Raw genomic sequence first — 12,399 nt, forward strand, 5'->3', positions numbered from 1 at the left:
AAGCCAGCGACAGGAGTCAGCTCAGGACTTCGCTCAGCGGGATGAAGCTCACATAGTCACCCTCGATCAGCGTGCGATCCTCCAGCACCTCGACCAGACCATCAGCCCAGGCAGCACTACGCAGTACACCAGAACTCTGATTTCTGTAGATAATCGCCCGGCCATTCTCCAGACGTCCGCGCAAGTACTCGCGTCGATTGCCTGCTTTTGGCCATGCAAACCCTGCAGACACCTGAAACTTCAGGGGCTCAACCTCTTTTACACCCTGTCGGCGCAAGAGATAGGGCCTTGCCAACAAAGCAAAGGTCACCAGCGTTGAAGCCGGATTGCCAGGCAAACCAATCACAGGTACGCCGCGAAAATGCCCGAATGTCAGCGGTTTGCCGGGTTTGATGGCGAGTTTCCACAATGTCAACTCGCCCTCTTCACGCAAGGCAATGCCCAGAAAGTCAGCCTCTCCCACCGAAACACCACCGGTGGAAAGGATCAGATCGACATCTTTCAATTCACCGAGGCGAGTGCGGGTGGTCGCTAAATCATCCGGAAGAATTCCGGCATCGATCACCTCACAGCCCAGGCGCTGCAACCAACTGCACAGCAACACTCGATTGCTGTTGTAGATCTGCCCCGGCCCTAGAGCCTGGCCCGGTTCAATCAGTTCATCGCCGGTGGATAGAACGGCAACGCGAACCTTGCGAATCACATCCAGCTCTGCGCATCCCAGCGATGCAGCCAACCCCTGTTCGATCGACCCGAGGCGCGTGCCGGCTGGCAGAATCAATTCACCAACAGTAGCTTCCTGGCCTTGAGGACGAATGTTTTGTCCTGGGGCCATGGTTTCGGTGAAACGTACTCGCTCATCCACCTGAACCTCGGTGTTTTCCTGCATCTCGACGCAATCTGCACCCGCGGGCACTGGCGCACCGGTGAAGATTCGTGCACAGGTGCCAGGCTTCAAGGGCTCCGGAGCCTGACCGGCAAAAATCTTCTGGCTGACCACCAGTGGCTCTCCGGCCCAGTCGGCCACGCGCAAGGCATAGCCGTCCATGGCACTGTTGGGCCACGGTGGCAGATCCAGCGTCGAGACCAGGTCATCGGCCAGCACCCGACCCTCGACCTGCGCCAATGGCAAGCGTTCACGCTCACGAATCGGTGAGGCCTCGGCCATTGCCAGCAAGCGTGCCAGTGCCACCTCGACAGCCATCAGACTGCCAGTCTTGCCTGGCTTACCCGCGGGATTCACAGGGTGCCGCCTGTTTGAGATGAGCGACGAAGTTGCACGGGCGGTGCCGCGAATCCAGCTGCTCGGCAAGAATGCCATCCCAACCGGTGCGCACGGCATTGGTCGAACCCGGCAAACAGCAGACCAGCGTGCTATTGGCCAAGCCAGCCAGGGCACGGGACTGAACAGTAGAGGTGCCAATATCCGCCACCGATATCTGCCTGAACAGCTCACCAAAACCGTCGACCTGTTTATCCAGCAGGCAACTCACCGCTTCCGGAGTGCTGTCGCGTCCCGTGAAACCGGTACCGCCAGTGATCAGCACCACCTGCACGACATCGTCGGCAATCCAGTTGGCGACTTGCGCGCGAATTTTGTAGAGATCATCTTTGAGTAGAACCCGGGCCGCCAGGTTATGGCCGGCAGCGCTCAAACGATCGACGAAGAGCTGGCCAGAAGTATCGGTTTCCAGGGTGCGGGTATCGCTGACCGTCAGCACCGCGATGTTGAGCGGTGCGAAAGGTACATCAGCCTTGGCTTTCATAGGCTCATCCAGTTGTAGGAGAAACAGCCCGGTGTTATATCACAGCGCCTCATTTTTTCGCCGCCCCCATGGAGACCTGCCATGACCTCGAATACACATTTGCTGCCCTGCTCCATTCTGCTCCTGGCAGGTGGTCGTGGCCAACGCATGGGCGGTCAGGACAAAGGGCTGCTGGAATGGCACGGCGAGCCATTGATTGCCCACTTGCACCGCAAGACCCGTTCACTGAGCGATGACCTGATCATCTCCTGCAACAGAAACCTGGAAAAGTACGCGCCCTACGCCGACCAACTGGTTCATGACGATGAAGGCGACTTTCCTGGCCCCCTGGCCGGTATTCGCGCAGGCCTGAAGGCCGCCCGCCATGCGCATTTGCTGGTGCTGCCGTGTGACGTACCACGCATCGATGCCGCGCTGCTCAATAGCATGCGCGACTCCGCCAGTCAGCACCCGAACCAACCGCTGATGCTGCGCCATGGCGAACATTGGGAACCTCTGCTGTGCATTATCCCCGTGGCACTCTCGACCGATTTCGACAGTGCCTGGAACGACGGCGAACGCAGCCCGGGTCGCCTCATGCGCAAACTGGGCGCCACCGCCCTGCAATGCCCCGACAATGATCCACGCCTGGCCAACCTCAACACACCAGAACTGTTAAGTGCCAACTACACTGTGTCAGACTGACAGGAGAAGGAACTTGCGCGCGTTGTACACGTCTCAAGCTCAGCAACCAAAAGAATTCATATTCGGAGACACACCCATGACTCAACGGACCCTCGCCACTTTCATGCTCGCACTGGGCCTCGCTACCCTTGCCGGTTGCGCATCGCCTACAGTGATCACCTTGAATGACGGTCGAGAAATCCAGGCTGTCGACGCGCCAAAGTTCGATAAGGATTCGGGTTTCTACGAATTCGAACAACTGGATGGCAAGCATACCCGCATCAACAAGGATCAGGTTCGTACCGTTAAAGAGCTGTAATTTTTGCGGTGACAACCGGATATGGAAAAGCCCGCTATATGCGGGCTTTTTCGTGGCTGAAGATCGGCAGACTCACTGAACTTCAGTGATCACCACTGCAGGGTGATGGTGCTTTCGAATGCTCTTTCCTGGCCGGTGACCGGGTCCACAAACCGTAATCCCTGAGCGAGCAGTTTCAAAGGATTGGCATAGTCATCCTCAACATCCTTGAGTACTTGCGGATAAAACGGGTCGTTGCAGATGCTGGCGCCCAAGGCTGTCATGTGCACCCGCAACTGATGCTTCTTGCCCGTCACCGGGTAAAGCGCATAACGCCAGAGGTCACCGTTCTTCTCCCTGACGTCGACAGCCGTTTCGGTATTGCTGACGCCCGGACCTTCCTGCATGCGGAAGAAAGGCTCGCCATCGATGAGGCGACTCTTATGGACCAATGGAAAAGAGAGTTCAGGCAACGCTCGGGCAATGGCCTCGTAGCGCTTTTCGATCTGCCGCGCAGGAAACAACGACTGATAGACAGAACGGCTCTGAGGGTTGGCGGAAAACAGCACCAGCCCCGCGGTGTGCCGGTCAATGCGATGCAAAGGCACCAGATGCGGGTTGTCGAGTCGACGGATCAGCCGTCGCAACAGGGTCTGTTCCACGTATTCACCCGCCGGAGTCACCGGCAGAAAATGCGGCTTGTCCGCCACGACCAGATGCTCATCCGCGTACAGAATCGACTCAACCACCGGGATCGGCTTTTCGTCCGGCACCTCACGAAAATAATGAATCCGCAAGCCTTCCTTGTAAGGCAGATCAAGGGCGATCGGCATGCCGTGACCGTCGAGGACACGACCGCGAGCGATTCTGTCCAGCCATTGTTCACGACCGATGGCGCTGAAATGTTCGCACAGACAATCGAGTACGGTCTGCCACGGACCAGGCGGCAAGTAGAGCGTGCTGGCCTGATTGTGTGCAGCAGAAAAAGATGAAGTGGACATACGAAAGTTCTAACCCTCAATACAGGGCGGCATTATCCAACAGCGGCCGGAACGAACCTAGAAGAGAATCCTCATGCCGGTATCTGCGTGCGCGCTGCCGCTTCGGTGAACTCCTTGAGCCAGCGCAGCACATCGACTGCCTCCCAGCGACCAGGGTCATAAAGCGCATACAACAAGCCCTGATAACCCACGACATCCAGCTGCCGGTGATAGCCCGCGCGCTGGAACAAGGCTTCGATTTCGGCGAAACAGGTATTGAAATGCAGTTTATTGAAGGGCGTTTTTCCTTCTGTGACCAGGCCATCCAGACGCAATTCTAGGACAGCCTCGCGCACCACGTCCGCCGACATCCGGTTCACGCTGTTCTTCAATTGTTCGACATTGACCACGATTCATCCCTCTCACGCCCGGACCGCCTGCTTAAACCCGAACACCAAAAACGGCAAGGCAGGCTTTACGAATTACTGTATGCGCATACAGTATCCGATCAGTACCGGTAAAGCCAAGGGATCCATCGCAAAGTTCGACAGACGGGAACACCACCACCGCAACAACCGCTTAACGCAGGAACGCCACCACCTGATCGGCACTGAACGGCCAGCCCAGCTCCGCGCCCGTATCGACCCGTCGTAATACCGGAATACGCAGACTGTAAGCTTCGAACCATGTTTCGTCGTCGGCGATATCCACCAGTTCCACCAGCAGACCGCGCTCGACAAATTCCATCAGCATGGCTTCGGCGACTTCACAGAGATGACACCCAAGGGTGCCGAACAGCTGACATTCAGGAAGCATGAGCGCTCAACCGAAAAATTTAAGTCATCATTCTAGGCCGGCCCCGAAAAGCCGTCGAGCCATTGAATGCTCTACCCTTGAGCCATAACGACAACGGATCGCGGCAATACGCTGACGCACATCAGTCGTCTTCAATATCCTTTGCGCGATGCTCTCGGATTAATTGCCTCTACGCTTGAATGGCCAGCGTCCCGTCACCGGAGTTTTTTTGTGTTCGCCAACCTGTTGATCATCCTCGCCTCCTCTCTGGTGGTGATTGCACTGTTCCAGCGCCTGCGATTACCACCGGTGCTGGGTTACCTGTGCGTGGGACTGATGATCGGGCCGAGCGCATTCAACTGGGTGAATGAAAGCGAAGAGCTGCCGGACCTCGCCGAGTTGGGCGTGGTGTTTCTGCTGTTCTCCCTTGGGCTGGAGTTTTCCCTGTCGAAAATGCTCGCGTTACGCCGAGTGGTATTCGGGCTTGGCAGTCTGCAGGTGCTGTGCTCCGGGATGCTGTTAGGGGGGTTGTTGATGCTGCTCGGCATGCCGATCACACCTGCGCTGTTACTCGGCGCCGGCCTGTCGCTGTCTTCCACGGCCATTGTCAGTAAAGAGCTGAGCAGTCTCGGCGAGATTTTCAGCAGTCACGGCCAGAATGCCATCGCCGTATTGTTGTTCCAGGACGTCGTCGCGGTATTGCTGCTGACCCTGGTGCCGGTGTTCGCTGGCAGCAGCGACCAGGCCTGGTATTGGGCGCTGCCACTGACGCTGGGTAAAACCATCGTACTATTCGTTGGCCTGCTCCTGGTCAGTCGCTGGTTGCTGCCGCGGCTGTTCCATGAAGTGGCAGCTGCCCGTTCCCCGGAACTGTTCGTACTACTGGCGCTAGTCATTGTTCTGCTGACGGCGTGGTTGACGCACCTGCTCGGTCTCTCCCCTGCCCTGGGTGCGTTTCTCGCCGGCATGCTACTGGGGGAAAGCCATTACCGGCACCAGATCGAGGCCGACATCCGCCCGTTCCGCGACATCCTGCTCGGGCTCTTCTTCGTCAGTATCGGCATGCTTATCGACTTGCAGTTGTTCGCCAGCCACGGCCTGCTTATTCTCGGCCTGACCCTCGGGCTGTTGCTGCTCAAGGGCTGCGTCGTTGCGCTGCTGGTCAAATGGCGTGGCAGCGATGGCGAAACCGCCTGGCGCAGCGGCCTGGCATTGGCCCAGGGCGGCGAGTTCTGCTTTGCGCTGATGGCACAGATGCAGCAGAACAAACTGATGCCCGCGGATTTTGGCGGCCTGCTGCTGGCGGCGACCTTTTGTTCGATGCTCGTCACGCCGTTGTTGCTGCGCGCCGCCCCCCACATCGCCACACGCCTGCACCGCAAACCCAACGAAGAAGCAAAACTTGAAGAAATCAACGCGCTCAATGCCGGGTTACACAACCATGTCGTTATATGCGGCTATGGTCGTGTAGGTCAGTCAATCGGACGCGCACTACGCAACGCGCAACAACGCTACATCGCACTGGATAGTGATCCAGTGCGTGTCCACGAAGCCGCCGTGGGTGAAACCTGCGTGCATTATGGCGACTCACGTCGCGGTGAACTGCTGGTCGCGATAGGGCTGGAGCGCGCCAGGCTGTTGGTGATCGCCGTGGATCAGGCCGACATTGCGTTGCTGATCCTCAAGGAAGCGCGGCGACTCAACACGACCGTGCCGATTCTGGTGCGCACGCGCGACGACAGCCAACTGGCCGAGTTGAAAGCAGCCGGCGCCAGCGAAGTCGTGCCTGAACTGCTGGAGTCGAGCCTGATGCTCGCCTCCCACGCGCTGATCATGCTGGGATTACCCGCGCATCAGGTACAGGAGCGGGCCGACCAGATACGGCACGACCGCTATCGTCTGCTGCACGGTTTCTATCCTGGCTCTGACGACGAAGAGACCTAGTCCTGGCTCACAGCGCCAATCTTGTGCACCGACAAGTCAGCGCCGTAATACTCTTCTTCCTGACTCAGACGCAGACCATGGAACGCCTTGATCGTGCCATACACGGCAAAGCCACCCGCCAGCGCCACAACCACCCCCAACGCAGTGCCGATCAACTGGCTGATCAGACTCACGCCGCCCAGCCCACCCAACGCGCTCTGGCCGAAAATGCCGCAAGCGATTCCGCCCCAGACGCCACACAAACCATGCAACGGCCAAACCCCCAGCACATCGTCGATGCGCCATTTGACTTGAGCCGCAGTGAAGCACCAGACAAACAATGCGCCGGCGATAACACCCGTGATCAGCGCGCCCACCGGGTGCATCAGATCGGAACCGGCACAAATCGCCACCAGCCCGGCCAGCGGGCCGTTATGCAGAAAGCCCGGGTCATTGCGCCCGACGATCAGCGCCGCCACGGTACCGCCGACCATGGCCATCAGCGAGTTCACCGCCACCAGTCCGCTGACACCTTGCAAGGTTTGCGCGCTCATCACGTTGAAACCGAACCAGCCAACGATCAGGATCCACGACCCCAGCGCCAAAAAGGGAATGCTCGAGGGCGCGAACGCCACCAGTCGCCCTTCGCGATAACGACCATTGCGTGGCCCGAGCAACAGCACCGCCGCCAGCGCCAGCCAACCGCCCATGGCATGGACCACCACCGAGCCCGCGAAATCATGGAAGCTGGCGCCAAAGTGCTCCAGCAACCAGGCTTGCAGGCCAAAGTTGCCGTTCCAGATCATGCCCTCGAAGAACGGATAGATGAACGCCACGATCAGTGCCGTCGCGCACAACTGCGGGACAAACCGGGCACGCTCGGCGATGCCCCCGGAAATGATCGCGGGTATCGCCGCAGCAAAGGTCAGCAGGAAGAAAAACTTCACCAGCCCATAGCCATGATCCGCATTGATCACCGCCGCCGGTTGCATGAAGGTCACCCCATAAGAAATCCAATAGCCTATAAAGAAGTAGGCCAGGGTCGAAATGGCGAAATCGCTGAGGATCTTCGACAAGGCATTGACCTGGTTCTTTTGTCGAACCGTGCCGACTTCAAGAAAGGCGAAACCGGCGTGCATCGCCAGCACCATGACCGCGCCGATCAGAATGAACAACGTATTGGAGCTATGGACCAGACTGTCCACAGCGCTTTGCAGATTTTCCATAGGGTTGGCAGACCTGAAGGCTAAAAAAGCACCAAAGCAGTTCGCGCAGACAATTCATGCACCAAGTTGCACCTTGTCGGGATCAGCAGATTGATCCCGACGAGCCACTTTGGCGCACAAGGTTGGAACCTTTGCGCGAGTTTTGATTATTTGAGATAAGGTTTTGCTCGAATCCTGCCCAGCAACAGCGCAACGGCGCAGGCACACGCACCACGACGTAGCAAAAGTTGTACCAGTCATTTGTACTGAACCTTCGCCCAAGGCTCATACTCGAACGTTTCAGAAGCCACTTACGGAGATCCACCCATGGCCAGCATCAAGGCAAAGACTGCTCAAGAAATCCTGATGAATGATTTTCAGACTCTGGTCAGCGACACCGAACGGTTGCTGGAACACACCGCAACCTTGGCCGGTGATCAGGCTGATGAGCTGCGAGAGCAAATCCACGACAGTCTGCTGCGTGCCCGCGAAACCTTGAAATTGACCGAAGACTCCCTGCGCGAACGCAGCAAGGCCGCCGTTACCGCCACCGAAGACTATGTCCAGGCCAACCCATGGCAATCGGTCGGGATCGCGGCCGGGGTTGGTTTCCTGCTTGGCTTGCTGGCCACTCGGCGCTGATATGGCGATCGGCGAATCCGGCTCGTCCGCGACGGGCCCAAGCTCCTCACCGCGGCGCCTGGGTGCTGCGTTTCTTGGACTACTGCACAGCCATGTCGAACTGTTCGGCATCGAATTGCAGGAACAAAAAGCCCGCACGGTAAGCCTGTTGCTGTTCGCAGGCCTGGCGCTGGTTTTTGCCTTGTTGTTGCTGGTGGGCTTGTCGACGCTGGTGTTGATCCTGTTTTGGGACACCTATCGCCTGGCGGCCATCATCGGGCTTTGCGTTTTCTATACCCTTGCGGCGATTTTCTGTGCGATGCGCTTGAGAGCGGCGATTTTCGATGAGTCCTCGCCCTTCCACGGCACCCTGGAAGAGTTGGCCAACGATCGGGAGCGTCTGCTGCCATGAGCCTGCCTGAACTGCCTCACAACAGCTCGCGCACCGAAATGCGCAAGGCGCTGATTCGCCTGCGCATGGAAATGCATCGTCAGGAAATCCGCCATGAATCCGCGCAACTGCTGCAACCCTTGCAGCGCGTGCGCGGGATAACGCAAAACCTGCAGGATGGCTTCGGCATCAAGCACGCTCCACTCTGGGGCGTGGCAGCCGTCACCTTGCTGGGCTTTCTGACGGGCAAGGGCGCCAAGGGCGGTGGCGTCAGCAGCCTCACTCGACTGGTTCGTCTGGGCGCCACGCTGGGGCCATTGATCAAGCTGGTCATGCAAGGCTCTTCGCGTCACCACTAGGCCACTATCTGGCTGCATTCTTGCAACACTGGGATTGAACCTCTTTATCGAGGGGTTCAATCCTGCGTGCCTACCCGGTGAACAGGTTTTATCCAATAACAAGACCTGACCAAGGAGGCCTCGTGATCGACGGGCAACCGCTCGCCTGCTTTCAACCCTTCATCGATACCGCCACCGGCCGTATCGCTGGCGTCGAGGCCCTGGGTCGATTGCGCCAGGCTGACGGTCAACTGGCCTCGGTGGGGCCGCTGTTCGCCGACCCGCGAACGCCCGCCATCGCGCTGCGTCGTCTGGATCGCCAGATCCGCGATAACGCGCTGAGCCGTCTGCATGAAGCGCCCTCGGACTGGTTTCTGAGCCTGAACATATCGCCACGCTGGATCAACCGCTTGCGACAGGACCAGGCGCTACCGAGCCTCACGCAACTGAGCAGGCACAACGTCGACCCGCAACGCATTGTCTTCGAGATCACCGAACTGGGGGGCGATATTCAGCGCCTGGCCGACGTCGTGGCACGCTACCGACAGGCCGGCGCGCGGATCGCCATCGATGATTTTGGTGCCGGCTACTCTCAGCTTGATCGCGTACTCGCGCTGCAACCGGACATTCTCAAACTCGACATGCGCCTGTTCCAGGCTGCTGCGTTGGGTGGACCGAGCAGCGACGTGGTCAAGGCTCTGGCGCAAATGGCGGAGAAAACCGGTTGCTGGATCATCGCCGAAGGGGTGGAAACCGAGGCTCAACTGAGTTTTGCCCTGGAGTGCGGTTCGCGCTACGTCCAGGGTTTTCTGTTTGCCCGGGCGCAAGCTGGTTTCTTTGCCACGCACGCCTTTGTCGAGCGCTTCGCGCAACTGCGTCTGCGCTATGTTCAGCAGAAGCTGGCTGAGCGCGGTCGCCTGATGATCATGCGCCAGCAACTCAGCGAGCTGATGACTATCCTGCAAGCATGGGCTCAGGCCGAGGCGCCGCTCAGCGCCTTGCCACAACTGGATGCATTTCCCTGGCTGCTGCGCTTCTACCAATGCGACCGCCACGGCACGCAGCTGACGCCCAACCTTGAATGGCGCAACAACGGCTGGGAGGCCGACAATCGCTACGTGGGCCACAACTGGTCATGGCGCCCCTACTTCTATCACCTGCTGGCAGAGGGTTGGGATGAGCGAAGACTGACGCTCTCCAATACTTACCGCGATGCCACCAGCAATCAGTATTGCCTCACCGCCGGGCAATTTTTCGACCACGGCGAACGACTGCTGCTCATCGATATCGACGCCGCCGGGCTGTAGGAGCCGAGCTTGCTCGCGATGACGGCAGTTCACTCAATATTGCAGCGCCTGATACACCGCCAGCGCCGGCAAGCCGTGCTCCTACAGGTGTGTGCTTGTTTTTCGCTTGCAGGTCCGGACGCGAACCCGGAAGCTTAAGCAATCAAACACCTGACGGAGAGAACCCGCCTTGGATTGGCAAACCCTGCTTACTCGCGAACGCCTCGGAAAGCCTCTGCACAGCCCGGAAGAACTCGGCCGCAGCCCTTTCCATAAAGACCACGACCGGATCATTTTCTCGGGCGCGTTTCGCCGCCTCGGGCGCAAGACCCAGGTCCACCCGGTCAGCAGCAACGATCATATCCACACGCGCCTGACCCACTCGCTGGAAGTCAGCTGCGTCGGTCGTTCGCTGGGCATGCGCGTTGGCGAAACCATCCGCAGCGCCCTGCCCGACTGGTGCGAGCCCAGCGACCTGGGCATGGTGGTGCAATCGGCCTGTCTGGCCCATGACATCGGCAATCCGCCCTTCGGCCACTCCGGCGAAGACGCGATTCGCCACTGGTTCCAGCAAGCCGCCGGCCGTGGCTGGCTGGATGCGATGAGCGAAGTCGAACGCAATGACTTCCTCAATTTCGAAGGCAATGCCCAAGGCTTCCGGGTACTCACCCAGCTGGAATATCACCAGTTCGACGGCGGCACCCGGCTGACCTACGCCACACTGGGCACTTATCTGAAGTACCCATGGACGGCAAAACACGCGGACTCACTGGGCTACAAGAAGCACAAGTTCGGCTGCTATCAGAGCGAACTTCCGCTTCTGGAACAAATCGCCCATAAACTCGGCCTGCCGCAACTCGAGGAACAGCGTTGGGCGCGCCATCCGCTCGTGTATCTGATGGAGGCTGCCGATGACATCTGCTACGCGCTGATCGATCTGGAAGACGGTCTGGAAATGGAGTTGCTGGAATACGCCGAAGTCGAGTCCCTGTTGCTGGACCTTGTGGGTGACGATCTGCCGGAAACCTATCGCCAGCTTGGTCCACAGGATTCGCGTCGGCGCAAACTGGCGATCCTGCGAGGCAAAGCCATTGAACACCTGACCAACGCTGCAGCACGGGCCTTTGTCGAGCAACAGGACGCGTTGCTGGCCGGCACGTTGCCCGGTGATCTGGTGGAGCACATGCACGGCCCTGCCAAGCGTTGCGTCTTGAATGCGAAGGACATGGCGCGGAAAAAAATCTTCCAGGACAAGCGCAAGACCCTGCATGAAATCGGCGCCTACACCACGCTGGAAATCCTGCTCAATGCCTTCTGCGGCGCGGCACTGGAACAGCATAACGGTCGAACGCCCTCCTTCAAGAGTCGCCGAGTCCTCGACTTGTTGGGTAACAATGCGCCCGATCCTCACGGCCCATTGCACGCCTCGTTTCTACGGATGATTGACTTCATCGCCGGCATGACCGACAGCTATGCCAGCGAAATGGCGCTGGAGATGACCGGTCGTTCGAGCCGCTGAAGAGACCCGGGTGATCAGCCATTACGCCGCCTGCAATGGTTGATTTGCCTCTCAACCCCCTAGTGCACTCAACGTTCGCCGAATCCCCCTACAACATACGCTGAGCTAACTGATCGATTATTCGGTAACTTCGCGAAATAATCTCGCTTCTTTCAGTTCGACAGAAGAAGCGTGAATACTCCTATGTTCAAAGACGATCTACGCATCTTGCTGGTAGAAGATCACCCCTTCCAACTCCGGGCAACTCAATACCTGCTTGAGAGTTATGGTTTCACCCAACTGACCACCACCGACAGTGCCGATGGTGCCTTGAAACAAATGCTCAAGGCTGTGCAACCGTTTGATATTCTTTTGTGCGATCAATGTCTGCCCGATCTCTGCGGGCTTGATCTGGTCGAATTCGCCAGCCACCGGGGGATGATTAGACAGGCCATACTGTTAAGTAGCCTGACATCCGCCGAACTGGATGAACTTGAAAAAAAGGCCAACGAACACGGACTGCCATTATTGGGATACTTGATAAAACCGCTGAAACAATCCGAATTTAGAAATCTGTTGACCTTGGCCTCATTGTAAAAAATCGCATAACAAACACACTAAAAATCCAGCCAAAA

The 12,399-nt window shown here is 58.3% G+C and carries 15 protein-coding genes; 9 read left to right on the forward strand and 6 right to left on the reverse strand.

The window, feature by feature from the left end; genetic code table 11:
• Positions 1 to 16: 16 nt before the first annotated feature.
• Together glp and moaB are read right to left on the reverse strand one after the other, a co-directional pair.
• Positions 17 to 1,243, reverse strand: a complete 1,227-nt coding sequence (gene glp / locus KGB03_RS09210) for a gephyrin-like molybdotransferase Glp (protein ID WP_223526882.1) — start codon at positions 1,241 to 1,243, stop codon at positions 17 to 19.
• Positions 1,227 to 1,766 carry a molybdenum cofactor biosynthesis protein B gene (gene moaB / locus KGB03_RS09215; RefSeq protein ID WP_008145887.1) on the reverse strand — a complete coding sequence of 180 codons (540 nt, stop codon included), beginning with the start codon at positions 1,764 to 1,766 and terminating at the stop codon, positions 1,227 to 1,229. The genes glp and moaB overlap by 17 nt, the downstream gene beginning before the upstream one ends.
• An 81-nt stretch (positions 1,767 to 1,847) precedes the next feature.
• Here moaB and mobA point away from each other — a divergent pair, with 81 nt between their 5' ends.
• Positions 1,848 to 2,450: a molybdenum cofactor guanylyltransferase MobA gene (gene mobA / locus KGB03_RS09220; RefSeq protein WP_223526883.1), complete on the forward strand. Its 603-nt coding sequence runs from the start codon at positions 1,848 to 1,850 to the stop codon at positions 2,448 to 2,450.
• A gap of 76 nt (positions 2,451 to 2,526) precedes the next feature.
• Positions 2,527 to 2,748 carry a YgdI/YgdR family lipoprotein gene (locus KGB03_RS09225; protein ID WP_218537721.1) on the forward strand — a complete coding sequence of 74 codons (222 nt, stop codon included), beginning with the start codon at positions 2,527 to 2,529 and terminating at the stop codon, positions 2,746 to 2,748.
• A gap of 89 nt (positions 2,749 to 2,837) precedes the next feature.
• Here KGB03_RS09225 and KGB03_RS09230 read toward each other — a convergent pair whose 3' ends face one another.
• The 3 genes from KGB03_RS09230 to KGB03_RS09240 all read right to left on the reverse strand — a co-directional run bounded on the left by KGB03_RS09230 (position 2,838) and on the right by KGB03_RS09240 (position 4,523).
• Entirely contained in the window at positions 2,838 to 3,728 is an 891-nt protein-coding gene (locus tag KGB03_RS09230) for a pseudouridine synthase (protein ID WP_223526884.1), read from the reverse strand.
• A 71-nt stretch (positions 3,729 to 3,799) separates the two neighbouring features.
• Positions 3,800 to 4,117, reverse strand: a complete 318-nt coding sequence (locus KGB03_RS09235) for a hypothetical protein (RefSeq protein ID WP_008145883.1) — start codon at positions 4,115 to 4,117, stop codon at positions 3,800 to 3,802.
• Between the two features lie 169 nt (positions 4,118 to 4,286).
• Positions 4,287 to 4,523 carry a glutaredoxin family protein gene (locus KGB03_RS09240; protein WP_111452360.1) on the reverse strand — a complete coding sequence of 79 codons (237 nt, stop codon included), beginning with the start codon at positions 4,521 to 4,523 and terminating at the stop codon, positions 4,287 to 4,289.
• A gap of 210 nt (positions 4,524 to 4,733) precedes the next feature.
• On the opposite strand from KGB03_RS09240, the gene KGB03_RS09245 reads away from it, so the two are divergent.
• On the forward strand, positions 4,734 to 6,446 hold the full coding sequence (locus KGB03_RS09245) for a cation:proton antiporter (protein WP_223526885.1): 1,713 nt from the start codon (positions 4,734 to 4,736) through the stop codon (positions 6,444 to 6,446).
• On the opposite strand, the gene KGB03_RS09250 is transcribed toward KGB03_RS09245, so the two are convergent.
• Positions 6,443 to 7,651: an ammonium transporter gene (locus KGB03_RS09250; protein WP_140683445.1), complete on the reverse strand. Its 1,209-nt coding sequence runs from the start codon at positions 7,649 to 7,651 to the stop codon at positions 6,443 to 6,445. The two genes, KGB03_RS09245 and KGB03_RS09250, sit on opposite strands and share 4 nt — an antisense overlap.
• Positions 7,652 to 7,957: 306 nt before the next feature.
• Between KGB03_RS09250 and KGB03_RS09255 the strand changes: the two genes are divergently transcribed.
• The 6 genes from KGB03_RS09255 to KGB03_RS09280 all read left to right on the forward strand — a co-directional run bounded on the left by KGB03_RS09255 (position 7,958) and on the right by KGB03_RS09280 (position 12,361).
• Positions 7,958 to 8,272 carry a YqjD family protein gene (locus KGB03_RS09255; RefSeq protein WP_046049174.1) on the forward strand — a complete coding sequence of 105 codons (315 nt, stop codon included), beginning with the start codon at positions 7,958 to 7,960 and terminating at the stop codon, positions 8,270 to 8,272.
• Between the two features lies 1 nt (position 8,273).
• Complete coding sequence (locus KGB03_RS09260; RefSeq protein WP_008145878.1) at positions 8,274 to 8,663, forward strand: phage holin family protein; 390 nt, start codon at positions 8,274 to 8,276, stop codon at positions 8,661 to 8,663.
• Positions 8,660 to 9,001, forward strand: a complete 342-nt coding sequence (locus tag KGB03_RS09265) for a hypothetical protein (RefSeq protein WP_223526886.1) — start codon at positions 8,660 to 8,662, stop codon at positions 8,999 to 9,001. Before KGB03_RS09260 ends, KGB03_RS09265 begins: the two co-directional genes overlap by 4 nt.
• Before the next feature lie 122 nt (positions 9,002 to 9,123).
• Positions 9,124 to 10,287 carry an EAL domain-containing protein gene (locus KGB03_RS09270; protein ID WP_192410945.1) on the forward strand — a complete coding sequence of 388 codons (1,164 nt, stop codon included), beginning with the start codon at positions 9,124 to 9,126 and terminating at the stop codon, positions 10,285 to 10,287.
• 169 nt (positions 10,288 to 10,456) lie between these two features.
• Positions 10,457 to 11,785, forward strand: coding sequence for a deoxyguanosinetriphosphate triphosphohydrolase (locus KGB03_RS09275; protein WP_223526887.1), 1,329 nt, complete (start codon positions 10,457 to 10,459; stop codon positions 11,783 to 11,785).
• Positions 11,786 to 11,968: 183 nt separating this feature from the next.
• Positions 11,969 to 12,361 carry a response regulator gene (locus tag KGB03_RS09280; RefSeq protein WP_149629247.1) on the forward strand — a complete coding sequence of 131 codons (393 nt, stop codon included), beginning with the start codon at positions 11,969 to 11,971 and terminating at the stop codon, positions 12,359 to 12,361.
• The last annotated feature ends 38 nt before the right edge of the window (positions 12,362 to 12,399 follow it).

The organism is Pseudomonas sp. BF-B-26 (assembly GCF_019956495.1).
Taxonomy (GTDB): domain Bacteria; phylum Pseudomonadota; class Gammaproteobacteria; order Pseudomonadales; family Pseudomonadaceae; genus Aquipseudomonas.

What these genes read in the sequence shown, in the direction of transcription:
- KGB03_RS09255 (WP_046049174.1), top strand. Translation starts at nt 7,958, where the DNA reads ATGGCCAGCATCAAGGCAAAGACTGCTCAAGAAATCCTGATGAATGAT.
- KGB03_RS09230 (WP_223526884.1), bottom strand. Translation starts at nt 3,728, where the DNA reads ATGTCCACTTCATCTTTTTCTGCTGCACACAATCAGGCCAGCACGCTC.
- KGB03_RS09280 (WP_149629247.1), top strand. Translation starts at nt 11,969, where the DNA reads ATGTTCAAAGACGATCTACGCATCTTGCTGGTAGAAGATCACCCCTTC.
- mobA (WP_223526883.1), top strand. Translation starts at nt 1,848, where the DNA reads ATGACCTCGAATACACATTTGCTGCCCTGCTCCATTCTGCTCCTGGCA.
- KGB03_RS09250 (WP_140683445.1), bottom strand. Translation starts at nt 7,651, where the DNA reads ATGGAAAATCTGCAAAGCGCTGTGGACAGTCTGGTCCATAGCTCCAAT.
- KGB03_RS09265 (WP_223526886.1), top strand. Translation starts at nt 8,660, where the DNA reads ATGAGCCTGCCTGAACTGCCTCACAACAGCTCGCGCACCGAAATGCGC.
- KGB03_RS09225 (WP_218537721.1), top strand. Translation starts at nt 2,527, where the DNA reads ATGACTCAACGGACCCTCGCCACTTTCATGCTCGCACTGGGCCTCGCT.
- moaB (WP_008145887.1), bottom strand. Translation starts at nt 1,766, where the DNA reads ATGAAAGCCAAGGCTGATGTACCTTTCGCACCGCTCAACATCGCGGTG.
- KGB03_RS09260 (WP_008145878.1), top strand. Translation starts at nt 8,274, where the DNA reads ATGGCGATCGGCGAATCCGGCTCGTCCGCGACGGGCCCAAGCTCCTCA.
- KGB03_RS09240 (WP_111452360.1), bottom strand. Translation starts at nt 4,523, where the DNA reads ATGCTTCCTGAATGTCAGCTGTTCGGCACCCTTGGGTGTCATCTCTGT.